Annotated in this window: 24 protein-coding genes; all 24 read left to right on the top strand. The window is 59.4% G+C overall.

The features are described 5' to 3' along the window. The first annotated feature begins 4 nt into the window (after positions 1-4). The 24 genes from EKM04_RS19450 to EKM04_RS19335 all read left to right on the top strand — a co-directional run bounded on the left by EKM04_RS19450 (position 5) and on the right by EKM04_RS19335 (position 26,118). Complete coding sequence (locus EKM04_RS19450; RefSeq protein ID WP_042616207.1) at positions 5-310, top strand: integration host factor subunit beta; 306 nt, start codon at positions 5-7, stop codon at positions 308-310. A 124-nt stretch (positions 311-434) separates the two neighbouring features. Then, complete coding sequence (locus tag EKM04_RS19445; protein WP_174151772.1) at positions 435-785, top strand: lipopolysaccharide assembly protein LapA domain-containing protein; 351 nt, start codon at positions 435-437, stop codon at positions 783-785. A gap of 107 nt (positions 786-892) precedes the next feature. Next, the gene (locus EKM04_RS19440) at positions 893-2,065 is read left to right on the top strand and encodes a class I SAM-dependent methyltransferase (protein ID WP_183896743.1); all 1,173 of its coding nucleotides are present in this window, start codon (positions 893-895) and stop codon (positions 2,063-2,065) included. After that, positions 2,062-2,922 carry a TrmH family RNA methyltransferase gene (locus EKM04_RS19435; protein WP_183896742.1) on the top strand — a complete coding sequence of 287 codons (861 nt, stop codon included), beginning with the start codon at positions 2,062-2,064 and terminating at the stop codon, positions 2,920-2,922. The genes EKM04_RS19440 and EKM04_RS19435 overlap by 4 nt, the downstream gene beginning before the upstream one ends. Then, entirely contained in the window at positions 2,922-3,410 is a 489-nt protein-coding gene (gene lspA, locus EKM04_RS19430) for a signal peptidase II (RefSeq protein WP_183896741.1), read from the top strand. Before EKM04_RS19435 ends, lspA begins: the two co-directional genes overlap by 1 nt. Before the next feature lie 56 nt (positions 3,411-3,466). Continuing rightward, a complete protein-coding gene (locus EKM04_RS19425) occupies positions 3,467-5,719 on the top strand; it encodes a hybrid sensor histidine kinase/response regulator (RefSeq protein WP_183896740.1) in 2,253 nt (750 codons plus the stop codon). 97 nt (positions 5,720-5,816) lie between these two features. Continuing rightward, the gene (gene olsB / locus EKM04_RS19420; protein ID WP_183896739.1) at positions 5,817-6,698 is read left to right on the top strand and encodes a l-ornithine N(alpha)-acyltransferase; all 882 of its coding nucleotides are present in this window, start codon (positions 5,817-5,819) and stop codon (positions 6,696-6,698) included. Positions 6,699-6,867: 169 nt separating this feature from the next. Continuing rightward, on the top strand, positions 6,868-9,519 hold the full coding sequence (mutS, locus tag EKM04_RS19415; RefSeq protein ID WP_183896812.1) for a DNA mismatch repair protein MutS: 2,652 nt from the start codon (positions 6,868-6,870) through the stop codon (positions 9,517-9,519). Between the two features lie 127 nt (positions 9,520-9,646). Further along, positions 9,647-12,475 (top strand): [protein-PII] uridylyltransferase, encoded by a 2,829-nt coding sequence (locus EKM04_RS19410; protein WP_183896738.1) that lies wholly within the window; start codon positions 9,647-9,649, stop codon positions 12,473-12,475. A 7-nt stretch (positions 12,476-12,482) separates the two neighbouring features. Further along, on the top strand, positions 12,483-14,072 hold the full coding sequence (murJ, locus tag EKM04_RS19405) for a murein biosynthesis integral membrane protein MurJ (RefSeq protein WP_183896737.1): 1,590 nt from the start codon (positions 12,483-12,485) through the stop codon (positions 14,070-14,072). Beyond that, on the top strand, positions 14,072-14,479 hold the full coding sequence (locus EKM04_RS19400) for a VOC family protein (RefSeq protein ID WP_183896736.1): 408 nt from the start codon (positions 14,072-14,074) through the stop codon (positions 14,477-14,479). The genes murJ and EKM04_RS19400 overlap by 1 nt, the downstream gene beginning before the upstream one ends. Before the next feature lie 100 nt (positions 14,480-14,579). Then, the gene (gene trpS, locus EKM04_RS19395) at positions 14,580-15,644 is read left to right on the top strand and encodes a tryptophan--tRNA ligase (protein ID WP_183896735.1); all 1,065 of its coding nucleotides are present in this window, start codon (positions 14,580-14,582) and stop codon (positions 15,642-15,644) included. Between the two features lie 112 nt (positions 15,645-15,756). Beyond that, on the top strand, positions 15,757-16,248 hold the full coding sequence (locus EKM04_RS19390) for a universal stress protein (protein WP_174151783.1): 492 nt from the start codon (positions 15,757-15,759) through the stop codon (positions 16,246-16,248). Positions 16,249-16,392: 144 nt separating this feature from the next. Next, positions 16,393-16,956 carry a NifU family protein gene (locus EKM04_RS19385; RefSeq protein ID WP_174151784.1) on the top strand — a complete coding sequence of 188 codons (564 nt, stop codon included), beginning with the start codon at positions 16,393-16,395 and terminating at the stop codon, positions 16,954-16,956. Between the two features lie 18 nt (positions 16,957-16,974). Then, a complete protein-coding gene (tsaB, locus tag EKM04_RS19380) occupies positions 16,975-17,643 on the top strand; it encodes a tRNA (adenosine(37)-N6)-threonylcarbamoyltransferase complex dimerization subunit type 1 TsaB (RefSeq protein WP_183896734.1) in 669 nt (222 codons plus the stop codon). A 39-nt stretch (positions 17,644-17,682) separates the two neighbouring features. Then, positions 17,683-18,177, top strand: coding sequence for a GNAT family N-acetyltransferase (locus EKM04_RS19375; protein WP_183896733.1), 495 nt, complete (start codon positions 17,683-17,685; stop codon positions 18,175-18,177). A 66-nt stretch (positions 18,178-18,243) separates the two neighbouring features. Continuing rightward, complete coding sequence (locus EKM04_RS19370; RefSeq protein ID WP_174151787.1) at positions 18,244-18,672, top strand: Fur family transcriptional regulator; 429 nt, start codon at positions 18,244-18,246, stop codon at positions 18,670-18,672. Positions 18,673-18,702: 30 nt separating this feature from the next. Next, positions 18,703-19,503, top strand: coding sequence for a lyso-ornithine lipid O-acyltransferase (gene olsA, locus EKM04_RS19365; RefSeq protein ID WP_183896732.1), 801 nt, complete (start codon positions 18,703-18,705; stop codon positions 19,501-19,503). Positions 19,504-19,603: 100 nt separating this feature from the next. Further along, a complete protein-coding gene (miaB, locus tag EKM04_RS19360) occupies positions 19,604-21,001 on the top strand; it encodes a tRNA (N6-isopentenyl adenosine(37)-C2)-methylthiotransferase MiaB (RefSeq protein ID WP_183896731.1) in 1,398 nt (465 codons plus the stop codon). 46 nt (positions 21,002-21,047) lie between these two features. Further along, positions 21,048-22,103 carry a PhoH family protein gene (locus EKM04_RS19355; protein WP_174151790.1) on the top strand — a complete coding sequence of 352 codons (1,056 nt, stop codon included), beginning with the start codon at positions 21,048-21,050 and terminating at the stop codon, positions 22,101-22,103. An 8-nt stretch (positions 22,104-22,111) separates the two neighbouring features. Next, positions 22,112-22,618, top strand: coding sequence for an rRNA maturation RNase YbeY (gene ybeY, locus EKM04_RS19350; RefSeq protein WP_174151791.1), 507 nt, complete (start codon positions 22,112-22,114; stop codon positions 22,616-22,618). 17 nt (positions 22,619-22,635) lie between these two features. Next, positions 22,636-23,769, top strand: a complete 1,134-nt coding sequence (locus EKM04_RS19345) for a hemolysin family protein (protein ID WP_174151936.1) — start codon at positions 22,636-22,638, stop codon at positions 23,767-23,769. Between the two features lie 193 nt (positions 23,770-23,962). Beyond that, positions 23,963-25,552: an apolipoprotein N-acyltransferase gene (gene lnt, locus EKM04_RS19340; protein WP_183896730.1), complete on the top strand. Its 1,590-nt coding sequence runs from the start codon at positions 23,963-23,965 to the stop codon at positions 25,550-25,552. 146 nt (positions 25,553-25,698) lie between these two features. After that, the gene (locus tag EKM04_RS19335) at positions 25,699-26,118 is read left to right on the top strand and encodes a helix-turn-helix domain-containing protein (RefSeq protein ID WP_174151793.1); all 420 of its coding nucleotides are present in this window, start codon (positions 25,699-25,701) and stop codon (positions 26,116-26,118) included. Positions 26,119-26,195 lie beyond the last annotated feature (77 nt).

The following is a 26,195-nucleotide window of genomic DNA, read 5'->3' as shown; positions in this document are numbered from 1 at the left end:
AACCGTGATTAAGTCTGAACTGGTGCAGATCGTGGCTGCGCATAACCCGCACCTCTACCATCGCGACGTTGAAAATATCGTCAACGCCGTGCTCGATGAGATCACCGATGCACTGGCTGCCGGCAACCGCGTGGAGCTGCGCGGCTTCGGGGCCTTTTCGGTCAAGAACCGCCCTTCGCGCTCCGGTCGTAACCCGCGCACGGGAGAATCGGTTTTCGTTGAAGAGAAGTGGGTCCCCTTTTTCAAGACCGGCAAGGAACTGCGCGAGCGGCTCAATCCGGGCATGAGCGACGTCGAAGACGAAGACTGAGCGCACCGTGCGACGTGGTTTTGACCTTATGCGCTTTCAACAACGGTTGAGACTGAGCAATCGGCCTCCTATCTGACGTCCATGCAGGTTTGTCTGAAGGCCCCTAAAGACGGAGTATCGTTGGATGCCAAAAAAGATCATCAACCTCCTGGTCCTCGTGCCGCTCGCCATTATTCTGGTGGTGTTGTGCGTGGCCAACCGGCAGGCCGTGACGCTCGCGCTCAATCCGTTCAGACCTGATGACAGTCTTTTGTCGTTTTCCGCGCCATTCTTCGTCTTCATCTTCCTCTCGCTTATCCTGGGCATCGTTTTGGGGTCCATGGTCACCTGGTTTTCGCAGGGCAAATACCGCAAGCGGGCGCGCACCGAAGCCAAGGAAGCCGTACGCTGGCACGATGAGGCCAATCGCCACAAGGCCGCTGCCAATGCTGTTGTCGCCACAACGCCAACCACAACGCAGATCGCCTCCAAGTAAAATTCCGCGTGAAGCGATAGGTGTTTGAGGCGCAGCCCTTTGATAATGGCGCGCCTTGATGATATTCGCTGTCGCAACAGATGCGGTCAGACTTGGAAAGAACCCCGTTGAAGAAAAAAGACAATCGCCCGGGTGCCAAGCCGCGCGCAGGGCAGGAGCCCCGAAACAAGAGCGCTGGCAAACCGCCGAGGCCAAAAAATGCCGAAGCCCGCGGCCGCGCTGCCGACCATGTCCGCGCGCCGACGGCCGCACCGGTCAGGACCGGTTCCAGAGACAGCGTGAAGGATGCCGCCAAGGCAAAGACCAACGGGCCTGCCGCTGAGACGGAACAGGTTGCGCCACGCCCCTTGAAGGAGCGTACGGGCGCCCTGCCGAGTGAACGGGTGCCGGTCATCCTGGAATCGCTCGGGGCTGGCGACTTTCACCTGATCGACAGCGGGAATGCCTTGAAGCTGGAGCAATACGGTGATTACCGCATCGTTCGACCGGAAGCGCAGGCTCTGTGGCGACCCACTCTGCCGCAGCGTGTCTGGGACAATGCCGATTCCGTCTTTTCCGGCGATACGGACGAGGATGGCATGGGCCGCTGGCGCTTTCCCAAGGAGCCGCTGGGTGAAACCTGGCCGCTTTCTCTTCTAGGTGTCAACTTTCTCGGTCGTTTCACCGCCTTTCGCCATGTCGGTGTCTTTCCGGAACAGATCGTGCATTGGGAATGGCTTAAAGAAACCATCGAGGCTTCGGATCGTCCTTTGAAGGTGCTGAACCTCTTCGGTTATACCGGGGTCGCTTCGCTGGTGGCGGCTGCTGCCGGTGCGGAAGTAACCCATGTGGATGCCTCCAAGAAGGCCATTGGCTGGGCACGCGAAAATCAGGCACTGGCAGGTCTGGACAACGCGCCTATCCGCTGGATCTGCGAAGATGCGATGAAGTTTATTCTGCGGGAAGAACGGCGTGGCAACACCTACGACATCATTCTGACCGATCCGCCGAAATTCGGGCGTGGCACCCATGGCGAAATCTGGGAGCTGTTCGATCACCTGCCGCTGATGCTGGATGTCTGCCGCGATATTCTGTCGCCAAATGCGCTAGGGCTTGTGCTGACGGCCTATTCGATCCGCGCCAGTTTTTATTCGATGCATGAATTGATGCGTGAAACCATGCGTGGCGCAGGCGGCGAGGTTGCCTCCGGTGAACTCGTGATCCGCGAAGCTGGCCTTGATGGCAAGACCCAGGGGCGCGCCCTTTCCACCTCACTCTTCAGCCGCTGGGTGCCGAAATGACCGATGACCGCCGTGAAAACAGACCGGGCCGGGTAGGGCAGGTCAAGGAGGTCACCAGCCTCGCCAACCCCATCATCAAGGACATCAAGAATCTCACCCAGAAGAAGGGTCGGGAAGAGACCGGCACCTTCATGGCCGAGGGTCTGAAGCTGGTCATCGATGCGCTGGAGCTGGGCTGGACGATCCGCACGCTGGTCTACGCCAAGAATGCCAAGGGCAAATCGCTGGTCGAGCAGGTGGCCGCAAAGACGGTCGCCTCTGGCGGTCTTGTTCTGGAAGTCACCGAAAAAATTCTGTCCTCCATCACCCGTCGTGACAATCCGCAGATGGTCGTGGGAATTTTCGATCAGAAATGGACTGACCTCAACGATATCCGCCCCGACAGTGGCCAGACCTATATTGCGCTGGACAGGGTGCGCGATCCCGGCAATCTCGGCACCATCATCCGCACCGCCGATGCGGCTGGCGCATCCGGTGTCATCCTTCTGGGTGACTGCACAGACCCGTTTTCGCTGGAAACCGTGCGCGCCACCATGGGGTCGGTCTTTGCCATCGCCGTTGCGCACGCAACCGTGGACGCGTTCCTGAGCTGGAAAAAATCGGCAGGTGTCAGCGTCGTCGCCACCCATCTGGCCGGTTCGGTGGACTACAGGACCGTCGATTACAAAAAGAAGCCGACCGTGCTGTTGATGGGCAACGAGCAGGGCGGTCTGCCGCCGGAGCTTGCGTCCAAGGCAGACCAGCTGGCGCGCATTCCCCAGCAGGGCCGTGCCGACTCGCTCAATCTGGCGATTGCAACCGGTGTCATGCTGTTTGAAGCCCGCCGCCATCTTCTCGAACTTTCCCCGGTGACATGATGGCCAAGCCTGCCCTGTTTTCCAAACTCGCCCCCGCTGTTGCCCTGATCGTCATCGCACTGATTACCGACCAGGTCGTCAAGCTTCTGGTGGAAGCCTATCTGCCTCTTCAGGAAATGGTGCCCGTCGTGCCGTATCTGGCGCTCTACCGCACCTATAATCTCGGCGTGGCGTTTTCGATGCTGTCGGGAATGGAAGGCTGGTTCATTGTGACCATGCGGCTGCTCATCGTCTGTTTCGTCATCTGGCTGTGGCGAAAGACCGATTCCGATCGCACCTTTGCGCATCTGGGTTTCGCGCTGATCATTGCCGGTGCCGCCGGCAACATCTTCGACCGATTTTTGTATGGCCATGTCATCGATTACATTCTGTTTCACACGCAGACATGGTCGTTCGCGGTATTCAACCTGGCGGATTCCTTCATCACCATCGGTGCGGGCTGCGTCATTCTGGATGAAATTCTTCACGCCAAGGCGAAGAAAAGCTAAATTTTTAGCGTATTCGCCAAGTCAATCAAAACGGCTGCCATGCTAAGGCTGGCACCATGAGCGAACTGGCGAAACTGCAACACCGGCTGTCCGAAACGTTCGACCCTGTTGCGAAGGACGCAGCTCTGGTTGCGCCGCCCGCCGTCGAAGCGACGGCAGGGCAGCAGACGGCACGTTTTTACCTCCGCCTGCTTCGAGCCATGACGCTGTTTACGGCAGGGTGCGGGTTTGCCTTTGCGAGTGCCGTCTATCTGGGTGGAAACGTCGCGCTCTACATGGCGGCGCTCTCGGTCACGATCTGCGTGTCCTGCGGCTTTTACATGATGGTCCGGTCGTCCATGCTGCGTCAGGCCTCCCTGCGCGACGTGAAGATCGTTGATGCCCGCTACCGCCAGAACGTGGCCCTGATGGCGGAAATTCATGAGGCGATGGGCGATATCGTCGTCACGCGCGACATGGACCGGCGCATCCTCCACACCAATGCCGCCTTTTGCGAAATGACCGGCTGTACGGAGCCGCAGGGCAAAACCTGCGAAGAAATCGGCATCGCGTTCCGCCCCGGCGGCAAGGCGCATTGCTACGATGTCGAGATCGCCACACCCTATGGCCAGCGCATCTTTACCTGGCATGACGTGGTGGCAAACGACGCGGCCAGCAGCCGTCTGGTCATCAGCAGCCTCGCCCGCGATGTGACCGATGAGCGCGCCGCACTCAGAACCCGCGAGGATGCCAGACTGCGGGCGGAAAATGCCAACGCCGCCAAGGGCAGACTTCTGGCCACTGTCAGCCACGAAATTCGTCTGCCGCTATCAGGCATTCTGGGCATGAACCATCTTCTGTCGCAGACCAAACTCACACAGGAGCAGCACAACTATCTCGACGGAATGCGCCAGTCGGGGCAATCACTGGTGCAGCTCGTCGAGGATCTGCTCGATTTTTCCACGATGGAAGCCGGGCGGTTCAGGCTCAATCCGAGAGCCGAGAACCTGCGCCAGCTCATCGAAAGTGTGGTGGAAATGCTGGCCCATCGCGCCCACGAAAAGGGCATCGAAATCGCGTCCATCGTTTCGGCCGATGTTCCTGACTGTCTCGATTTCGATCCCGCACGTCTGCGCCAGGTGCTGTTCAACCTCATCGGCAATGCGGTGAAGTTCACGACCAGGGGCGGTGTGCTGGTGCGAGCATCCATGCTCGGCGACACGCTTTCGATTGCCGTGAACGACACCGGTCCCGGGATCGGGAAAGCAGAACAGGCCCGCATTTTCGGTGAGTTCGAACAGGCAGGCTCCGCATCGCACAGACATGCAGGCACGGGCCTTGGCCTTGCCATCTCCGCCCGCATCATCCGCGAATTCGGTGGGGCGCTGACGGTGGCGAGCAAGAAGGGAGAGGGCAGCGTCTTTACGGCAACCTTCAAGCCGGGCGCAGCACCGACCTCCAACGGGGTGTCCAGCCGCGCGGGCGCGCTCTGCAAGTCGAACGTCCTGTTGCTGGCACCGGCAGGCGTTGCTGCAACCGCCACCGGCGATATCATCCGGGGTCTGGGTGGCACTTGCACTTTGGTTTCGACACCGAGACAATTGAAGGCGGCGAGGCTTAACACCCCCAATAGTCTGGCTGACATCACCGACATCATCGTCGATCACCGGGTTGCCCCGCAGTTTCGCGAGGCGTTGGAAGGCTGGTCATCAAGATCTGACCGCACTGTCCGCCAGATTTTGCTGGTCAACCCGGAAGAGCGCGGCGCGCAGTCGCAGGAGGCGTTCGACGCCTGGCTGATCCGTCCCTTGCGTGAAAAGTCGCTGACCGACGTTCTGTGCGGTCGTCTGCGCGGGCTTGAGCGTCGCGATGCCATCAATGACAATCAGCATCCCGGTTTTGGTTTTTCCACGGCTCTGAATGAGGCGCCCTATGACCTTGATGTTCTCGTGGCCGAGGACGATCCTGTCAACGCCCGCATCTTGCGTGCCGTGCTGGAGAAATCCGGCTGTCAGGTGCGTATGGTCCACGACTTCGAAGCTCTGACGAAGGCTCTTTCGGTGGCTGGTGGACCTTTGCCGGATCTCGTTATTTCCGATCTCCATATGCCCCTTGGTGATGGGCTGGAGGTACTGCCACGCCTCAACGCGTTGCTGAAGGGTCGTAAAAACCTACCGATCATGGTGCTGAGCGGCGATACGACGCCTGAGACGAAATCCGTTCTGCTCAAGGCGGGCATCAGCACGGTGCTCGTCAAACCGGTGGAGCCGAAGCGTCTGATCGAGGATGTGTTGCGTCTGTTTCCACAAAAACGCACCGGCGCGTTTTGAATTGATCTCCTGCCCGTTACGCGGCTAACTGTCACTGTTGTGTCGTCAAGAAGTGATTTATGACAGCCAGAACGAAACGGTGGTGGGGCGATTCTCCATGGTCACGGAAACTCTTGAACATGACATTCGCGAGCGCAATGTCATTGCACATATCGCGCCCGTTTCGCCGCCGCGCAACGACGATGTGTTCGGTCGCATCGGCCCGCTGGAAACCCGGCTGGCCAGAAACGACCGTGAAATCGACGCGGCACAGCATGTCCGCTTCCGGGTCTTTGTGGAGGAGATGGGCGCGCGGCTTCCCGCCGACGCCATGCGCCGCAATCGTGATATCGATGCATTCGATGCCGTCTGCGACCATCTGCTGGTTCTGGACAATTCCATCGAAGGCGATCCGGAAGACCAGATCGTCGGCACCTACCGCCTGCTGCGCCAGGAAACGGCTTTTGCCTACAATGGTTTTTACTCGGCCAGCGAGTTCGATGTCGACGGGCTGATCGCCCGCCATCCGGGCAAGCGCTTCATGGAACTCGGCCGCTCCTGCGTTCTGCCGCAATATCGCACGAAAAGAACGGTCGAACTTCTGTGGCAGGGCAACTGGGCCTATGCCGTCCGCCACCGTATGGATGCCATGATCGGCTGCGCTTCGTTTCCCGGTGTGCAGCCGGAGGCGCATGCTCTGGCGCTTTCCTTCCTCCATCACAATTGCGGTGCGAAAGGCGAATGGTCTGCATCTGCCCTGCCCGAGCTTTACCGCGAGATGGACATGATGCCCACCGAAGCCATCAACCCGCGCCGTGCGCTTGTCGGTATGCCGCCGCTCATCAAGGCCTATATGCGCATCGGCGCCACATTCGGTTCCGGCGCCGTGGTCGACCATGCCTTCAACACGACGGATGTGCTGGTCATTCTACCGGTGTCATCCATCGCCGGACGATACATCACCTATTACGGCGGCGAAGGCTATCGTTTCAACGGTTAAGTCTGAAGCTTCCTGTGGGCAGGCGGGTCGACTGTGTTGTGGTAAAGGCGAGGGGCCGTTAGTCTGACGCTCGTTTCCCGCAACATACAACGATATTGAAAAGCCATTGACGGACGTTCATTCCACCGCCTCGCTCATTTCTGAACAGAGCCGCGCGTCGGCCACGCCGATGATGGAGCAATATATCGAGATCAAGGCGAACAACCCCGGTTCGCTGCTGTTCTATCGCATGGGCGATTTCTACGAACTGTTTTTCGACGATGCCGCAGAAGCCTCGCGTGCGCTCGGCATCACGCTGACGAAACGCGGCCAGCATCTGGGTCAGGACATTCCCATGTGCGGCGTCCCAGTGCATGCGGCGGATGATTACCTTCAAAAGCTGATCCTGCGCGGGTATCGCGTCGCCGTCTGCGAACAGACGGAAGACCCGGCGGAAGCCAAGAAGCGCGGCTCGAAATCGGTGGTGCGGCGCGATGTGGTGCGGCTCGTGACGCCGGGAACGCTGACCGAAGAAAAGCTGCTGTCGCCGGAGGAATCCAATTATCTGATGGCGCTCGCGCGGATCAGGGGCAGCGCCGAGGCGCAGTTCGCGCTCGCCTGGATCGATATTTCAACCGGCGTTTTTCGTCTGGCAGAGACGACGCTGACACGGCTTCTGGCCGATATCTGGCGCATCGATCCGCGCGAGCTGATCGTTGCCGACAGCCTGTTCCACGACGAGGAATTGAAGGCAGTTTTCGACGTACTGGGTCGCGTGACCGTGCCGCAGCCTGCCGTCCTGTTTGACAGCGCAACGGCAGAAGGCCGTGTTGCCCGCTATTTCGGTGTCACCACGCTGGATGGTTTTGGCACGTTCTCCCGCGTCGAGATGGCGGCGGCCGCCGCCGCGGTCGCCTATGTCGAGAAAACCCAGATTGCCGAACGCCCGCCCTTGGCGGCACCCGAGCGCGAAAGTGCCGCCTCCACGCTCTTCATCGATCCTGCCACGCGCGCCAATCTGGAGCTGACGAAGACGCTGTCGGGTGAACGCGACGGCTCGCTGCTGCACGCCATCAACCGCACGGTGACGGGCGGCGGGGCGCGACTTCTGGCAGAGCGGCTGATGTCGCCGCTGACCGATGCGGACAAGATCAATGCGCGGCTGGATGCGGTTGCCTATCTGCTGGACGATGTATCGCTCTCCGATGGCTTGCGCGATGCGCTGAAGCAGGTGGCCGACATGCCGCGCGCGCTATCGCGCCTGGCGCTCGATCGCGGCGGGCCACGCGACATCGGCGCCATCAGGCTGGGGCTTTCCGCCGCCGCCAATGTTGCGGAATTGCTCGATCAGGGCCTGTTGCCGGATGAGCTGGCCGACGCGCTTGCTGCGCTCAAAGCGCTTCCGACACCGCTGGAAGCGATGCTGAGCGCGACGCTTGCCGACGAATTGCCCTTGCTGAAACGGGATGGTGGATTCGTGCGGGAGGGTTCCAACACCGAGTTGGACGAGATCCGGGCGCTGCGGGACCAATCGCGCCGTGTCATCGCCGGGCTGCAACTGCAATATAGCGAAGAGACCGGCATCAAGTCTCTGAAGATCAAGCACAACAACGTGCTCGGCTATTTCATCGAGGTAACCGCGGGCAATGCCGATGTGATGATGACGGGCGACGAGGCCAAAGCCCGCTTCATCCACCGCCAGACCATGGCGGGTGCCATGCGCTTTACCACGACCGAACTCGCCGATCTGGAAAGCCGCATTGCCAACGCGGCCTCGCAGGCGCTGTCGATCGAGTTGCAGGCTTTCGAGCAGATGGTCCGGGCCATCGTTTCCCATGCCGAAGCCATCAAGGCTGGCGCCCTGGCACTCGCAAAGATCGACGTTGCCACAAGTCTTGCCCATCTTGCTGCGGAACAGGCCTATTGCCGCCCCGTCATCGACGGTTCGATGATGTTCAGCATCAAGGGCGGGCGGCATCCGGTGGTGGAGCAGGCGCTGCGCCGCCAGTCTTCCGGACCTTTCATCGCCAATCATTGCGATCTCTCGGCGGTCAACGGCAACCGCAACGGCGCTATCTGGCTGCTGACCGGCCCGAATATGGGCGGTAAATCGACCTTCCTGCGCCAGAACGCGTTGATTGCCATTCTGGGTCAGATCGGCTCCTTCGTTCCGGCGGATGCTGCCCATATCGGCATCGTCGACCGGCTGTTTTCCCGCGTCGGCGCGTCGGACGATCTGGCGCGGGGCCGCTCGACCTTCATGGTGGAGATGGTGGAGACGGCAGCGATCCTCAATCAGGCGACGGATCGCTCGCTCGTCATTCTGGACGAGATCGGTCGCGGTACGGCGACCTTCGACGGCCTTTCGATCGCATGGGCGGCGGTCGAACACCTGCACGAGGTCAACCGCTGCCGGGGCCTGTTTGCCACCCACTTCCACGAATTGACGGTGCTGTCCGAAAAGCTCGGTCGCTTGTCTAATGCCACCATGAAAGTGCGCGAGTGGGAAGGCGACGTGATCTTCTTGCACGAGGTCGGGCCGGGTGCTGCCGATCGTTCCTACGGTATCCAGGTCGCCAAGCTTGCGGGTCTTCCGGCCTCTGTGGTCGAGCGCGCGCGGGCGGTTCTGACCCAGCTCGAAGATGCCGACCGCAAGAACCCGGCGAGCCAGTTGATCGACGATCTGCCGCTGTTCCAGATCGCGGTGCGGCGCGAGGAAAGCCGCAACCATGGAAATTCGAAGGTGGATGAGGCACTGAAGGCACTGAACCCGGATGAAATGACCCCGCGTGAGGCGCTGGACGCGCTATACGCGCTCAAGAAACAACTTGGCAAGGCTTGAGCCCTATAGTGTCCTTGTGAAGGGGCACTGTCCTTTTTAGATGCGCATCGTGCCTGTCCTTCACGCCCGAAAATCGCTATAGGGCTATGCCAAAAGCAGAGCCCATATGAAATGGATAACGGCATCAATGGCCACAAAAGACCTGGATTTCTCAGCGATACTGGATGTCGACGCACTGAAACGGGAATGCGAATTCGTCTTTCAGGGTGATGAGCAGCGCGTTTCCGATCTGCGGGCCGATCTGTTGCCGATCTTCAAGAAGGCCAGTGCACAGGGCCGCGACAAGGCGCGCGAACTGCTGGATACGGAAGGCGGCGGTATCGATTGCGCACGCCGGATTTCCTGGCTTCAGGACCGCCTGATCGAGGTGCTCTACCAACTGGCCTGCCGCCATGTCTACCCCAACGACGCCCAGCAGATCGCAATCACCGCGGTTGGCGGGTACGGTCGCGGCACGCTGGCGCCAGGCTCCGACATTGATCTCCTGTTCCTGCTGCCCACCAAAAATACGCCTGACATGAACAAGGCCATCGAGTTCATCCTCTATATTCTGTGGGATATCGGCTTCAAGGTCGGCCATGCCACGCGCACGGTGGACGAGTGCATTCGCCTGTCGAAGGCGGATATGACGATCCGCACCGCCATTCTCGAAATGCGCTCCATCTGCGGCAAGCAGACGCTGGCCGATGAGCTTGAGCGTCGTTTCGAGACGGAAGTCGTGACCGGCAGTGGTCCGGAATTCATTGCCGCCAAACTGGCCGAGCGCGACCAGCGCCACCGCAAGGCAGGGGATACACGCTATCTGGTGGAGCCCAACGTCAAGGAAGGCAAGGGTGGCCTGCGTGACCTGCACACGCTGTTCTGGATCGCCAAATATTACTACCATGTTCGCGATACCGCCGAACTGGTAAAGCTTGGCGTACTCTCGAAACGCGAACTGAAGCTGTTCGAAAAGGCCGACGATTTCCTCTGGACCGTGCGGTGCCAGATGCATTTCATCACCGGCAAGGCGGAAGAGCGGCTGTCCTTCGACATACAGCGGGACATCGCCGCGGCCTTGAACTACCAGCCGCGCCCCGGCCTGTCCGCCGTCGAGCGCTTCATGAAACACTATTTCCTCGTCGCCAAGGATGTGGGAGATCTCACCCGCATTCTCTGCGCCGCATTGGAAGACAGGCAGGCCAAGGACGTCCCCGGTCTGTCGGGCGTGTTCAGCCGTTTTGCCCACCGTCTGCGCAAGATACCCGGCTCCGACGAATTCGTGGAAGATCGCGGCCGCATTGCGCTGGCCAATGCCGACGTGTTCCGCAACGATCCCGTCAGCATCATCAGGCTGTTTCATGTGGCCGACATCAACAATCTCGAACTGCACCCGGATGCGCTGCGCGTCGTCACACGATCCATGGCGCTGATCAACCACGACCTGCGCGAGAACGAAGAGGCCAACCGTCTCTTCCTCGCCATTCTCACATCCAGGCGTGATCCCGCGCTGACCTTGCGGCGCATGAACGAGGCGGGTGTGCTGGGCAAGTTCATTCCGGAATTCGGCAAGATCGTCGCGATGATGCAGTTCAACATGTACCACCACTACACGGTGGATGAGCATCTGATCCGCTCCATTGCGGTGCTTGCGGAAATCGAAAAGGGACAGGCGGTCGACACCCATCCGCTTGTCAATCAGCTGATACCCGGAGTGGAGGATCGCGAGGCTCTTTATGTGGCTGTGCTGCTGCATGATGTGGCCAAGGGTCGGCAGGAGGATCATTCGATTGCCGGTGCCCGCGTTGCGCGCAAGCTGTGCCAGCGTTTCCGGCTGAGCAGCAAGCAGACCGAGACCGTGTTCTGGCTGATCGAACAGCATTTGCTGATGTCGATGGTGGCGCAGACGCGCGATCTGCACGACCGCAAGACGATCACCGACTTTGCGGCCAAAGTGCAGTCGATGGAACGGCTGAAAATGCTGCTCATCCTCACCGTCTGCGACATCAGGGCGGTAGGCCCGGATGTGTGGAACGGCTGGAAAGGCCAGCTTCTGCGCACGCTCTATTACGAAACCGAGCTTCTTCTATCGGGTGGTTTCTCGGAGACGTCTCGCAAGGAACGCGCAAAGATCGCCCGTCAGGCGCTGTATGACGCGCTGACGGACTGGGGCCAGAAGGCACGGCGCAAATATACCGGCCTGCACTATGAGCCCTATCTTCTGTCGGTCGATCTGGACGATCAAATCCGCCACACGCGGTTTTTGCGCGAGGCCGACAAGCAGGAAAAAGCGCTGTCGACGATGGTGCGGACCCATTCCTTCCACGCCATCACCGAAATCACCGTGCTGGCCCCAGACCATCCGCGCCTCCTGTCGATCATCACCGGCGCCTGTGCGGCTGCCGGTGCCAACATTGCCGATGCGCAAATCTTCACCACGTCGGATGGCCGCGCGCTCGATACCATCCTCATCAATCGCGAGTTCCCCATCGACGAGGATGAGACGCGGCGCGCCAACAATATCGGCAAGATGATAGAGGAGGTGCTGGCGGGCAAAAAGCGGATCCCGGAAATCATCGCGACGCGCACCAAGAGCCGCAAGAAGAGCAAAACCTTCAACATTCCGCCCTCCGTGACCATCTCGAACGGCTTGTCCAACAAGTTTTCGGTGATCGAGGTGGAATGCCTCGACCGTACCGGCCTGCTCGCGGATATGACGGCGGTCCTGGCCGATCTCTCCCTCGACATCACCTCGGCGCGTATCACGACGTTCGGCGAAAAGGTCATCGATACCTTCTATGTGACCGATCTCTTCGGCCAGAAGGTCATGACCGACAACCGCCAGGCCAGCATCGCATCCCGTTTGAAAGCGGTGATGGCCGAACAGGAAGACGAATTGCGCGACCGAATGCCGTCGGGCATCATCGCCCATCCCGATGTCGCGGCTCTGCCCGCTGCACGCACCGCGAAGGCTTGACGAAACCATGGGTCTGATCGCGAAATTCGCAACCGTCGGCACCGCGACGCTGGGGAGCCGGCTTTTCGGCTTCGTTCGTGAAATGCTGATGGCGGCTGCCGTGGGAACTGGGCCGGTGGCCGACGCCTTCAACGCCGCCTTCCGGTTTCCCAATACCTTCCGCCGCCTGTTTGCCGAAGGTGCCTTCAACTCGGCCTTCGTGCCGCTGTTTGCCAAGGAAATCGAGGCCAACGGCATGGAGGGCGCGAAACGGTTTTCGGAGGAGGTCTTCGGTGTCCTCTTCACGGTGCTGATGGCGCTGACGATCCTCATGGAGCTGTCGATGCCGTTCATCGTCAGAACCGTCATTGCGCCGGGTTTTGTCGAGGACCCGACCAAGTTCGACAACACCGTGCGTCTCGCGACCATCATGTTTCCCTATCTCGCCTGCATGTCGCTGGCGGCCATGATGGGCGGCATGCTGAATTCGCTGCATCGTTACTTTGCAGCGGCTATCGCGCCCGTGTTCCTCAACATCATTCTCATCGGCGTGCTGGGTTTTGCCTGGTGGAAGAGCTTCGATCCGCTTCAGGTGGGCTATGCCTTGTCCTGGGGTGTGATGGCGGCCGGTTTCGTCCAGCTTGCCATCGTCTGGATTGCGGTGCGCAATGCCGGCATCAAGATCGGCTTTCGGCGCCCGCGCATGACCGGCAACGTCAAACGCCTGCTGGTGCTGGCGCTGCCCGCCGCCATTACCGGTGGCATTACCCAGATCAACCTGCTGATCAACACCAATATCGCATCCGGCAAGGAAGGCGTCATCTCGTCTCTCGCCTATGCGGACCGTATCTATCAGCTACCCCTTGGCGTCGTCGGCATTGCCGTGGCGACCGTGCTGTTGCCGGAGCTCGCCCGCGCGCTGCGTGGTGGACATCAGGTGGAAGCGGCCAATCTGCAGAACCGCTCGGTCGAATTCGTCATGTTTCTGACGCTGCCTGCCGCCGCCGCTCTTCTGGTGATGGCAGAACCTATCGTGCGGTTTCTGTATGAGCGCGGCAACTTCTCCGCGTCCGCCACTGGCACCGTGGCTGAAATTCTCGGCATCTACGGTCTCGGCCTGCCCGCCTTCGTGCTGATCAAGGCGTTCATTCCGGGCTTTTTCGCACGGGAAGACACCCGCACACCGATGATCTTTGCGGCCATTTCGGTTGTCGTCAACATATCGATGGCGCTCACGCTGTTTCCGACCCACGGCGGCCCGGGCATCGCGACAGCTGAAATCACAGCTGGTTGGGTCAATGCCGCGCTGCTGTTCGGCATGCTGCTCTGGCGAGGCCACTGGAAGCTCGATATTCCGCTTCTGACCCGCATTCCACGGCTTCTGTTTGCAGCAGCTGTCATGGCCATCGCCATCCACTATGCGCTCGCCTATCTCGCCTATGAGCTGTCGTCTGCGTCCTCCATCGCGGTCAGGGCCGGAACGCTGCTTGCTCTCGTCTTTGCGGCCATGGTGCTTTATTTCGGTCTGGCGTTTCTGTCAGGCGGTGCCAGTCTCGGCATGGTCAAAAGGGGATTGAAGCGAAAGTCGAAACCTGCGGAAAAAGAGCAGGAGGGCTGATGTCGGATTTTTCTTCTTCCAGACGCATCGCATTGGTAACGCTTGTCATCGACGATTATGACAGGGCGAAATCCTTTTACTGCGACCTGCTGGGCTTCGATTGCGTTTCCGACACGCCGCTTCCCGATGGAAAACGGTGGGTCGTGGTTGCGCCCAAGGCAAGTCAGGGCGCGGGTCTTTTGCTGGCGCAGGCAGATGGTCCGCAGCAAAACGACGTCATCGGAAAACAGACAGGAGGACGCGTTGGCTTCTTTCTCCATACGGATGATTTTGCCGGTGATTTTGCAGCGATGACCGCAAAGGGCATCCGGTTTCTGGAGGAGCCGCGTCACGAGGCCTATGGCTCGGTCGCGGTTTTTGAAGACTCCTATGGTAACAAATGGGATCTGTTGCAACCTGCGCGTTGAATTCATGCAAACCCCTTGATCGGATAGTTTTGCAGGTGCATAAGCGCGGCCAATTTGAAACAAGAGGCAAGGCCCTCCACAAGCCTTTTCGAGGATGATCATGGATACATTCAAGCCGCTGGTTTTCTCGGGCGTCCAGCCCACCGGAAACCTCCATCTGGGCAACTATCTTGGTGCCATCCGCAAGTTCGTCGCTTTGCAGGACAACAATGACTGCATCTATTGCGTCGTGGACATGCACGCCATTACCGCCCAGCTGGTCCATGCTGATCTGAAGGCGCAGACGCGCTCGATTGCGGCGGCCTTCATCGCGGCGGGCATCGATCCGGTCAAGCATATCGTCTTCAACCAGTCAGCCGTGCCGCAACATGCGGAGCTGGCCTGGGTGTTCAACTGCGTGGCGCGCATCGGCTGGATGGAGCGCATGACGCAGTTCAAGGACAAGTCCGGCAAGAATGCCGAGCAGGTCTCGCTGGGACTGCTGGCCTATCCAAGCCTCATGGCCGCCGACATACTGGTCTATCGTGCGACCCATGTTCCGGTTGGCGACGACCAGAAGCAGCATCTGGAACTGGCGCGCGACATCGCCCAGAAGTTCAACATCGATTTCAGCGACAATATTCGCAATGCCGGTCTCGGCATTGACATCACCGTCGGCAATGAACCGGTTCACGCCTACTTCCCGATGGTGGAACCGTTGATCGGCGGCCCTGCGCCGCGTGTCATGTCGTTGAAGGACGGCACCAAGAAGATGTCGAAATCCGACCCTTCCGATCTGTCGCGCATCAACCTGATGGACGATGTCGACACGCTGTCGCGCAAGATCAAGAAGGCCAAGACCGACCCGGACGCGCTGCCAGGTGAAATCGAGGGATTGAAAGGCCGCGCGGAAGCCGAAAATCTGGTCGGCATCTATGCGGCTCTGTCGGACAAGACCAAGGCGGACGTGCTGGCGGAATTCGGCGGCCAGCAGTTCTCGGCCTTCAAGCCCGCACTCGTCGATCTCGCGGTCAATGTTCTCGCTCCCATCAATAGCGAGATGCGCCGCCTGCTGGATGATGTCAGCCATATCGACGCGATCCTGAAACAGGGTGGCGAGCGAGCACGCGCAATCGCCGAAAAGACCATGAACGAGGTGCGCGACATCATCGGTTTCCTGCGCTGAGGCGACGAGATTTTCCTGCGCGCAAGAGCATGTTTTAATCCTGGAATTTGATATAAAGTCCGCCCGAGCCGTCGGGCGGCTTTGGCTATGACGGCGAAGACAGGAGAACGCAATGGTATCGAAACGGCTTTCGCGTCTCGAAGGACACCGCCGTAAGTTTCTGGTGGTCATCGATGGGACGCCCGAATGCGAAAGGGCCGTTCATTATGCCGGTCGCCGCGCAAAGAATTCCAATGGCGCGCTCGTGCTTCTCTATGTGATCCCGGACGGCGATTTCCAGCAATGGCTGGGTGTCGAGCAGATCATGCGTGCCGAAGCGCGTGAGGAAGCGGAGGCATCGCTGGCGAAGGTCGCACAAAAGGTGCGTGAAAATGTGGGGTCGGAGCCGGAAATGGTGATCCGCGAAGGCAATGCCGCCGAGCAGATTCACGGGCTGATCGAGGAAGACCGCGATATCGCCATTCTCGTTCTGGCAGCCGGTTCCACCAAGGAAGGTCCCGGCCCGCTGGTGTCGTCCATCGCCGGACGCGGTACGGCGTTTCCCATTCCGGTGACGGTTCTGCCGGATAGCTTGACCGACGAGGAAATCGACGCGCTGTGCTGAGGCCGACGATATCGGCTTGAACAGGATATGCTTATTTCTTGAATGGGTTTATCATGTCAGGACTTGAAGTCAGGCTTCGTCCGGCATACTTTGGAAGTATTCTAAATTCCGGGATGGCTCGTGCTCGTCCCGAGGGAGATCACTATGTTCATTCAGACGGAATCCACACCGAACCCGGCCACCCTGAAATTTCTTCCGGGCAAGGTCGTTCTGGAAAGCGGGACGGCGGAATTCCTGAACGCCGCGCAAGCGCAGGCCTCGCCGCTGGCCTCTGTGCTTTTTGAAATTCCGGGCGTCACCGGCGTCTATTACGGTTTCGATTTCATCACCGTGAGCAAGGACGGCGCCGAATGGCAGCACCTCAAGCCTGCGATTCTCGGTTCGATCATGGAGCACTTCATGTCCGGGCGCCCGTTGATGGGAACGGCGGTCTCGGCTGAGATATCGGATGAGGAAGAAGAGTTCTTCGAGGCTGGTGACGAAACAATCGTCGCCACCATCAAGGAACTTCTGGAAACGCGTGTGCGTCCCGCCGTTGCGCAGGATGGCGGCGATATCACCTTCCGCGGTTTTCGCGACGGTACGGTGTTCCTCAACATGAAGGGCGCCTGTTCGGGTTGCCCGTCTTCTACGGCGACGTTGAAGCACGGCGTTCAGAACCTGCTGCGCCACTTCGTTCCTGAAGTGCAAGAGGTCGAGGCTGTCTGATCAAGGGCAGCTTTCCTCATGCTGATTCTCTCCATCGATACATCCGGCGTGGATTGTTCTGCCTGTGTTTATGACAGTGCGGCGGACGCGGTGCTGGGTGAGGTGACAGAACACATCGGCAAGGGCCATGCGGAGCTTCTGATGGGCATCATCGACGGTGCCTTGAACGAGGCATCCGTGACGCTCGATGCCATAGAGCGGATCGCTGTGACCATTGGGCCCGGTTCCTTCACGGGCATCCGCGTCGGTGTTGCCGCAGCACGCGGCTTTGCGCTGTCTTTGGGTGTCGAGGCAGTGGGCATCACCACGCTGGAAACGCTCGCCGCCCATCACCTGTCTCAAAATCCCGGTCTGCCGGTTGCGGTCGGCCTCGATGCTAAGCGCGGTGAGGTCTATCTCCAGACGTTCGCGGCAGATGGCGCGCCCTCAAGCGATGCGGCATTGCTGTCTCTGGAGGACGCGAAAGCAGCCCTTTCAGGGTTCGCTGGCACTATCATCGGCTCGGCTCACCCGCTTTTGGCCGGTGGCGAGACCGGGTCAGGGCCGGATCGGTTCGCGATTGCGACCGTAGCCCGCGTGGCTGCGACAAAGCCGGTGGGCGTGCCCAAACCCGCGCCGCTCTACCTGCGCGGACCCGACGCCAAACCGCAGACAGGATTTGCACTGGAACGTCGCCCGGTAGCCTGATACGGGCAATTCATACCCTGATGCGGATGATTCCCTGACATGTTTGACGATTATCTCAGCTGGAAACCCTTTTTCGAAGTTCTTGCCATGGAGCACGCTGATTGCGCCGATGTGGCCACGCTCCACCATGAGCGGTTTCCGCGTCCATGGAGTGACGCAGAATTTGCCGGCCTGCTGGGACAATCGAGTGTGTTTGGTGCTGTCGCGCGCCAGACCAATGCATTCTTCAGCAAACCGATGGGCGGGTTCGTGCTGTCACGGGAGGCGGGCGGGGAGGCGGAAATCCTGACCCTTGCCGTTAGCCACAAGTTCGGTCGCTCCGGTCTGGGCTGGCGGCTGATGCAGTCGGTCATGCGCGAAGCGATGATGCGTGGCGCTGAAACCATGTTTCTGGAGGTGGATGGCGGCAACGCTGGTGCCATCGGTCTGTATAGAAAACTGGGCTTCGAAACGGTCGCCGAACGGCAGGCCTACTACACAGCCAAGGATGGCACGAAGTCGACGGCGCTTGTCATGCGGCGTGATCTTCGCTAGGTCGTGTAGAGACCAAGCACAGCGCCTCAGGGCGACCCAACGGAAGCAGTTGAAAGCCTAAACGACGTGATAGATATCTCGAAAACCCTGGAAGAACTGTGTGCCGAGCGCGGTATGCGCATGACCGACCAGCGTCGCGTGATTGCCCGCGTCATCCAGGAATCCGTTGATCATCCCGATGTCGAAGAGCTCTATCGCCGGTCTTCCGCAGTCGATCCGCGCATTTCCATTTCCACGGTCTATCGCACGGTCAAGCTGTTTGAGGATGCCGGTATCATCGAGCGGCACGATTTCCGCGATGGCCGCTCGCGCTACGAAACGATGCCGGAAGAACACCACGATCACCTGATCGACCTCAAGCATGGCGTGGTGATCGAGTTTCATTCGCCCGAGATCGAAGCCTTGCAGGAAAAAATCGCGCGTGAACATGGCTTCAGGCTGGTTGATCACCGTCTTGAGCTCTATGGTGTGCCTCTAAAGCCTGAAGACAATTGAAGCAGACAAGGCCACAAAGCGGATGAAGCGATGATGTGGTTGCGGGTGATCTATCTGACCGTCGTCCTGACGGTGGCGACACTTGTTCTTTTACCCGTGCAACTGATTGGTCTCTGCTTCGATCTCCCGCTCAGACGCCGCTTGCCACGATACTGGCACCGGATTGCGTGCCACGCGCTGGGCATCAAGGTGCATGTCCATGACAGGCTGGAAACCGCCAAGCCTCTTCTCCTGGTGGTCAACCATGTCTCATGGACCGATATCATGGTGTTGGGCAGCGTTGCCGATGTGGCGTTCATCGCCAAGACGGAAGTGCGCGACTGGCCGGTCTTCGGTGTTCTGGCGCGATTGCAGAAAACCATCTTCATTGCGCGGGAGCAGAAACGAAGCGCGGGCGCGCAGGTCAACGAGATTGCGCAACGTCTGGCGGACGGTGAAATCGTCGTGCTTTTTCCCGAGGGAACGACCTCTGACGGCAACCGGATTTTGCCCGTCAAATCCTCCCTCTTCGGCGCAGCGTCGAGTGCGGCCGAGCAGGTGCCGGGGGAGCTGGTACATGTCCAGCCGGTCACGATCGCCTATACCGGCATTTACGGCATGGCGATGGGTCGCTACCACCGCCCGGTCGCGGCCTGGCCGGGAACGGTCGGGCTGGTGCCGTCGCTGCTTGGCCTGTTGAAAGCCGGGGCCATCGATGTCGATGTGTCCTTTGGCGAGACGATCCCCTTTCGTCGTGGGGATAATCGAAAGGCATTGAGCGTTCAAGCGACGATGTCTCTTCGTGCGATGCTGGGCTTCAGCTTGCGCGGCGGCTGGCGAAAGCCACGTTGAGACCGGGATTTTCCGATGCTGCGATCCGGTTTTCGCTCAGACGTTCGCGATCGCGCATTTTTCTGTTTAATGTGGCGCTTAAAATCATTAGATAACGGCCATGACCCAGGAAACGATCGGCCTCGAGGCCGCCCCGACTGCTCTTCGCGAAGGTGCAAACAGCCGCAAGGTCTTTATCAAGACCTATGGCTGTCAGATGAATGTCTATGACAGCGTGCGCATGAGCGACGCGCTGGCCAAGGACGGCTATGTGCCGACCGAGGATATGGGTGAGGCGGATCTGGTTCTGCTCAACACCTGTCATATCAGGGAAAAGGCCGCCGAGAAGGTCTACTCCGCGCTTGGACGCCTGCGGGATATGAAGAAGTCCCGCGAAGAGCAGGGTCGCGAATTCGTGATCGGCGTTGCCGGTTGCGTGGCCCAGGCCGAGGGCGAGGAAATTCTGCGCCGTGCGCCGGCAGTCGACGTGGTGATCGGCCCACAGACTTACCATCGTCTGCCCGAAGCGCTGCGGCGGGTGCGCGGCGGCGAGCGCGTGATCGAGACCGAATATGCCGTCGAAGACAAGTTCGAGCACCTGCCGGTCGCCGAAACTGCGAAGATCCGGGCGCGTGGCGTCACCGCTTTTCTGACGGTTCAGGAAGGCTGCGACAAGTTCTGTACCTTCTGCGTGGTGCCCTACACGCGTGGTTCGGAAGTTTCGCGGCCCGTACAGCAGATTGTCGATGAAGCGACGCGGCTGGCGCAGTCCGGTGTGCGCGAAATCACGCTGCTGGGCCAGAACGTCAATGCGTGGCGCTCGACGGGACCGAAGGGCGAGCAATGGGGCCTTGCCGAATTGCTCTACCGGTTGGCCGAGATCCCCGGTATCGCCCGCCTGCGTTATACGACCAGCCACCCGCGCGACATGGACGACCGGCTCATCGAGGCGCATCGCGATCTGCGCGTTTTGATGCCTTATCTTCACCTTCCGGTGCAATCCGGCTCCGACCGGATCCTCAAGGCCATGAACCGCCGACACACCGGCGAGGAGTATATTAGGCTGATCGAAAAAATTCGCAGTGCCCGCCCTGATATTGCCATGTCCGGAGACTTTATTGTTGGTTTCCCCGGCGAGACGGATCGTGATTTCGACGATACGCTGGCGCTGGTGGAAGAGGTGAAATACGCGCAGGCCTTTTCGTTCAAATATTCGACACGTCCCGGCACGCCGGGAGCGGATCTGACCGATCAGGTACCCGAAGACGTGAAGGCCGAAAGGCTGGAGCGACTACAGGCTCTCCTGCTGAAACAGCAGCACGAATTTGCCGGATCGCTGGTCGGCAAGACCATGGATGTGCTGCTGGAAAAGCCGGGTCGGATGCCCGGCCAGTTGATTGGACGATCTCCTTGGCTGCAATCTGTGAATCTTGATGCAAATGACATGAAAATCGGCGACATTATTCATGTACGAATCACCGCAACGGGTCCAAACAGCTTGTTTGCCGAGGTGGCATAAAGCTAGAGTGAGGAACCGACACTGATTAGGACGGGAGCCTGACCGCTTGAACGCACACGAATTGGTATCACCCTCATCGCGCCAGCCACGCCCAGCCGCGACCGACGCCAATCACTTCGTCCTCACGTTCGAGAATAACAGGATAGCCGGAGAGCTATTCGGTCAGTTCGATCAGAACCTCAAATTGCTGGAACAGCGTCTGAAGATTGACGCGCGCCCTCGCGGCAACTCCGTTGCCATCACCGGTGAACTCGTCGCCACCAATCAGGCGCGCCGCGCACTCGACACCCTTTACGAGCGCCTGCAAAAAGGCGGGACGGTCGAGGTGTCTGACGTGGAAGGGGCCATTCGGATGGCCATGGCAGCCGACGACCAGCTGATCTTGCCAACCATGGAGCGCAAGGCCAAGGTCTCCATGGCGCAGATCTCCACCCGCAAGAAGACAATCGCTGCCCGCACGCCGACGCAGGATGTCTATATGCGGGCGCTGGAACAGTCGGAGCTCGTCTTCGGCGTTGGACCGGCCGGTACCGGCAAGACCTATCTGGCTGTGGCGCACGCGGCGCAATTGCTGGAGCGCGGTGTCGTGGATCGGATCATCCTGTCACGTCCGGCGGTCGAAGCCGGTGAGCGCCTGGGCTTCTTGCCCGGCGACATGAAGGAGAAGGTCGATCCTTACCTGCGTCCACTTTACGACGCCCTTTACGACATGATGCCCGGTGACAAGGTGGAGCGTGCCATTCAGGCGGGCGTCATCGAAATCGCGCCGCTGGCCTTCATGCGCGGACGCACGCTGGCCAATTCGGTCGTCATTCTCGACGAAGCGCAGAACACCACGACGATGCAGATGAAGATGTTTTTGACGCGTCTGGGTGAAAACGGCCGCATGATCGTGACGGGCGACCCGAGCCAGGTGGATTTGCCGCGCGGCATGAAGTCCGGCCTTGTGGACGCGTTGCAAATCCTCACGGATGTCGAAGGCGTGTCCGTGGTGCGCTTCAAGGACGTGGACGTCGTTCGCCACCCGATGGTCGCACGGATCGTCCGCGCCTATGAAGCCCAGACGGCGGTACCGGACGAGAGCCTGCCAAGAGGCATTTGACGCAAGACATGACCGCACTGGATATACAGATCAGCGTCGAGGCTGAGGCCTGGCCATCGGAAGACGAGCTGTTCGCCTTTGTCAGCCGGGTCCTGGACCCGGCTGTCGATTTTTTGAAAGCGGAAGAACAGCAGCCGTTTCCCAAGGATACCACAGAGCTGTCGCTGGTCTTTACCGACGACGCGTCGATCCGGGAAATCAATGCGGAGTGGCGCGAAAAGGACAAGCCAACGAATGTGCTGTCCTTCCCGGCCTATCCGCTGGAGCCCGGCGGCATGCCGGGGCCGATGCTGGGTGATATCGTCATCGCGCGTGAAACCGTGGAGCGTGAAGCGCTTGATCTCGAGAAGAGTTTCGATGATCATCTGACCCATCTTCTGGTGCATGGATTTCTGCATCTTTTCGGTTACGATCACATCGACGCCGAGGATGCCGAAGAAATGGAAGAGCTTGAGACTCGCATTTTGGCCAAGCTTGGTCTATCTGATCCCTATGCGGGACAGGAACCGCTTTGATTAAACAGTCTGGGACCATGAACGAACATTCGGCACGACCGCCCCTCGAGGGCAAAGATACCGGGGAACAATCCTCATCGGAGGAAGGCAGTAGTCCCTCACGATCCGAGTATCATTTTAAACCCAGGGCATCCCTCTGGTCTCGAATCTCGCGGCTCTTGAAGCCGTCGCAAGGCGAGCGTCTCCGGGAAGACATTACCGACGCGCTGATGACGGACACCGAAATCGGTGCAGCCTTCACGCCCGAAGAGCGGGCGATGCTCAACAATATCCTGCGGTTCCGCGAAGTTCACGTCGAAGACATCATGATTCCGCGTGTCGATATCGACGGGCTGGATCAGGATATGACGGTCGGCGAAGCGATGATTCTCTTTGAAGAGACGGGCCGCTCGCGCATGCCGGTTTATGACGAGACGCTGGACAACCCCAAAGGCATGATCCACATCCGCGACCTGCTGGCCTTCATTGGCAAGCAGGCCCGCAACAAGCGTCGCGCCGGCTCGCGCGCTGCGGCGGTCGAGGGAACGCGGGCGGCAAAATCCCCACGGGCGAATTTTGATCTGGCTCGCGTCGATCTGGAGCAGACGCTTGCAGATGCCGGTCTCGTCCGCAAAATCCTCTTCGTGCCGTCATCCATGCTCGCGTCGACCCTGTTGAAGACCATGCAGGCACAGCGCACGCAGCTTGCTCTCGTCATCGACGAATATGGCGGGACGGATGGCCTCGTCAGCCACGAAGACATCGTTGAAATGGTGGTGGGCGACATTGACGACGAGCATGACAAGGACGAGACGATGTTCTCGCGCCTGTCGGATGATGTTCTGATAGCCGATGCGCGCGCCGAATTGACCGAGCTTGCCGATGTCATCGGGCATGATTTCGATGTTCGCGAACATATAGAGGAAATCGATACGCTGGGCGGACTGATCTTCTTTGCGCTGGGCCGCATTCCGGTCAAGGGCGAAGTGGTTCGTGCCGTCCCGGGTTTCGAGTTCCATATTCTCGACGCCGATTCCCGACGCATCAAGGGTGTCCGCATCGTGCGCAACCAGTCTTCCGAGGGCGAGGACGACCAGGCACCCGCCGATGCGGCGAGCCAGGTGGTGCTGGCGCTGCCATCTCCGAGCCGTGCGGATAACGCGCCGGTCTAAGCGGATCACGGCCATTTGAAACGACGAAGACCGCAGGGCAAATCACCTGCGGTCTTCGTTGTTTCAGGCCTTGCGCATCTGCATCGAGCGCAGTGGACGCGCGGCGTCTTTTGCAGTAAGTCCCGTTGGGCACACGGTGTCGTTTCCCCGGTCATGAGTGTTAGACGGTACCTCTTTATAAGGTGGAAACTGCATGGAACGACTGGCGGGCAAGATCATGTTGGGCAGTGGTTTTGGCCGGATCTGCGTCGCAGTTCTTGCGGGCGCATTCGGTGCGCTCGCCCTGCCGCCCATCGGTTTTTTTGCCGCCCTTTTCGTATCCTTCACGCTGCTCGTCTGGCTGATCGACGGCACCACCGGTCATCCCGAGGGCGGTGGCTGGTCGCGTGGCTGGAAAACCTTCATCGTCGGCTGGCTGTTCGGTTTCGGGTATTTCGTGGCCGGTCTCTGGTGGCTCGGCAATGCCTTGTTGCTGGAAGCCGACGAATTCGCCTGGGCGTTACCCCTCGCCATTTTCGGACTGCCCGCCTGCCTTGCCATTTTCTACGGCGTGGCCACCATGCTGGCCAACCTGTTGTGGTCCGATGGCTGGGGCCGCATCGCAGCGCTGGCCGCCGCGTTCGGGCTGATGGAATGGCTGCGCAGCTTCATTTTGACCGGTTTTCCGTGGAATGCCGTCGGCTATGGCATCATGCCGATCCCGATCATGATGCAGACGTCCAATCTCATCGGTATTTTCGGCATGTCGATGTTGGCAGTCTTTGTGTTTTCCAGTCCAGCATTGCTGGGCACGAAAAAAGGACTTCTCCCAGGACTGTCGATTGCAGCCACCATGATGGCGTTGCACCTGGGCTATGGCGCTTACCGCCTGAACCAGCCACCGCCGCCTGTCACCGACGACCTGACGGTCAGGATCGTCCAGCCGGGGATCGACCAGTCGGTGAAGATGCTCAACACCGATCGGACGGAAATCTTCAACGCGCATTTGCGCCTATCTTCCTTGCCGCCATCGCCGGGCCACAAGCGGCCCGATATCATCGTCTGGCCGGAAACATCCGTTCCCTTTATCCTGACGCAAAACCCCGACGCCTTGGCCGAAATCGCCAAGACGCTGGAAGACGGCCAGATCCTGTTGACGGGTGCCGTGCGAATGGAAGATGCTGGGACGGGGCTCGCACCACGCTATTACAACTCCGTCTATGCCATCGACAGCGAAGGCCAGATCATCGGTGCGACCGACAAGGTCCATCTCGTCCCGTTCGGGGAATACGTGCCGTTCGAGGACGTGCTGCGCAAGATCGGGATCAACAATCTCATCAGCCTGCCGGGCGGTTTTTCGCCTGCCGTGACCAGAAACCCGATTACGCTTCCCTCGGGCAAGAAGCTTCATTCTTTCATCTGCTACGAAATCATCTTCCCTGGCGACGTGCCTGATGATATCGCGACATCCGCAGCGATCGTCAACGTGACCAACGACGGCTGGTTCGGCAACACGCCCGGTCCCTATCAGCATCTTCAGCAGGCCAGAATCCGTGCCGTCGAGACCGGCATCCCTGTGATTCGCGCAGCCAATACCGGCATTTCGGCCTTCATAAACCCCATGGGACAAATTGTCGCAGGTCTGGACTACGGTCAAAAAGGAATAATCGATTCTACTTTAGGTCGTGCCGCTACTGGCGCAATCACCACAGATATGAGACAACTTCACTTTTGGTTGTTCTTTTTCACGTTACTCGTTATCGCGATAATTGCGCGGCTCGGTTTGTTTGATCGTAAGAATTGACCAAAAACCCCTAAAATTGCATAGTGCTTGTGTTAGGTTACACAACGCACATGATATGTTGCTAATAATGACAATCCTGTGGTTCAGGACCGCAAGGCTGTGTGATCGTTAACCCCGCAGATTTTTTTGAATGTCAGGACAACAACATGACAGAAAACAAGAAAAAGCCGAACCCGATTGACATTCATGTCGGGAGCCGAATTCGCCTCCGCCGTACGATGCTGGGGATGAGCCAGGAGAAGCTGGGCGAAAGCCTTGGCATCACCTTCCAGCAGATCCAGAAGTACGAAAAAGGGACGAACCGCGTCGGTGCCAGCCGCTTGCAGAACATCTCCAGCATCCTGAACGTCCCCGTCTCCTTCTTCTTTGAAGATGCGCCAGGCGACCAAGGTGTCAGCGTCACCGGCATGGCGGAAGCCAACAGCTCCAACTATGTCGTTGACTTCCTGTCCTCTTCCGAAGGTTTGCAGCTCAACCGCGCATTCGTGAAGATCAACGATCCCAAGGTTCGCCGTCGGATCGTCGATCTGGTCAAGGCGCTCGCCGCCGAAGGCGACGCGGAATAAACGATCGAAACAGTTTCGAGAAGCGACAAACGGTCCTTCGGGGCCGTTTTTTGTTGCGTAAGGATGATTTAGGAATT

The sequence above is a fragment of the Rhizobium skierniewicense Ch11 genome, assembly GCF_023757665.1.
Lineage (GTDB): Bacteria > Pseudomonadota > Alphaproteobacteria > Rhizobiales > Rhizobiaceae > Agrobacterium > Agrobacterium skierniewicense.
This window is presented reverse-complemented; position numbering and strand designations above follow the sequence as displayed.

What these genes read in the sequence shown, in the direction of transcription:
- ybeY (WP_174151791.1), top strand. Translation starts at nt 22,112, where the DNA reads ATGACCGCACTGGATATACAGATCAGCGTCGAGGCTGAGGCCTGGCCA.
- EKM04_RS19445 (WP_174151772.1), top strand. Translation starts at nt 435, where the DNA reads ATGCCAAAAAAGATCATCAACCTCCTGGTCCTCGTGCCGCTCGCCATT.
- tsaB (WP_183896734.1), top strand. Translation starts at nt 16,975, where the DNA reads ATGCTGATTCTCTCCATCGATACATCCGGCGTGGATTGTTCTGCCTGT.
- olsB (WP_183896739.1), top strand. Translation starts at nt 5,817, where the DNA reads ATGGTCACGGAAACTCTTGAACATGACATTCGCGAGCGCAATGTCATT.
- trpS (WP_183896735.1), top strand. Translation starts at nt 14,580, where the DNA reads ATGGATACATTCAAGCCGCTGGTTTTCTCGGGCGTCCAGCCCACCGGA.
- lnt (WP_183896730.1), top strand. Translation starts at nt 23,963, where the DNA reads ATGGAACGACTGGCGGGCAAGATCATGTTGGGCAGTGGTTTTGGCCGG.
- EKM04_RS19410 (WP_183896738.1), top strand. Translation starts at nt 9,647, where the DNA reads ATGGCCACAAAAGACCTGGATTTCTCAGCGATACTGGATGTCGACGCA.
- EKM04_RS19390 (WP_174151783.1), top strand. Translation starts at nt 15,757, where the DNA reads ATGGTATCGAAACGGCTTTCGCGTCTCGAAGGACACCGCCGTAAGTTT.
- EKM04_RS19335 (WP_174151793.1), top strand. Translation starts at nt 25,699, where the DNA reads ATGACAGAAAACAAGAAAAAGCCGAACCCGATTGACATTCATGTCGGG.
- mutS (WP_183896812.1), top strand. Translation starts at nt 6,868, where the DNA reads ATGATGGAGCAATATATCGAGATCAAGGCGAACAACCCCGGTTCGCTG.
- EKM04_RS19425 (WP_183896740.1), top strand. Translation starts at nt 3,467, where the DNA reads ATGAGCGAACTGGCGAAACTGCAACACCGGCTGTCCGAAACGTTCGAC.
- olsA (WP_183896732.1), top strand. Translation starts at nt 18,703, where the DNA reads ATGATGTGGTTGCGGGTGATCTATCTGACCGTCGTCCTGACGGTGGCG.
- EKM04_RS19435 (WP_183896742.1), top strand. Translation starts at nt 2,062, where the DNA reads ATGACCGATGACCGCCGTGAAAACAGACCGGGCCGGGTAGGGCAGGTC.
- EKM04_RS19375 (WP_183896733.1), top strand. Translation starts at nt 17,683, where the DNA reads ATGTTTGACGATTATCTCAGCTGGAAACCCTTTTTCGAAGTTCTTGCC.
- EKM04_RS19385 (WP_174151784.1), top strand. Translation starts at nt 16,393, where the DNA reads ATGTTCATTCAGACGGAATCCACACCGAACCCGGCCACCCTGAAATTT.
- EKM04_RS19400 (WP_183896736.1), top strand. Translation starts at nt 14,072, where the DNA reads ATGTCGGATTTTTCTTCTTCCAGACGCATCGCATTGGTAACGCTTGTC.
- EKM04_RS19345 (WP_174151936.1), top strand. Translation starts at nt 22,636, where the DNA reads ATGAACGAACATTCGGCACGACCGCCCCTCGAGGGCAAAGATACCGGG.
- miaB (WP_183896731.1), top strand. Translation starts at nt 19,604, where the DNA reads ATGACCCAGGAAACGATCGGCCTCGAGGCCGCCCCGACTGCTCTTCGC.
- murJ (WP_183896737.1), top strand. Translation starts at nt 12,483, where the DNA reads ATGGGTCTGATCGCGAAATTCGCAACCGTCGGCACCGCGACGCTGGGG.
- lspA (WP_183896741.1), top strand. Translation starts at nt 2,922, where the DNA reads ATGGCCAAGCCTGCCCTGTTTTCCAAACTCGCCCCCGCTGTTGCCCTG.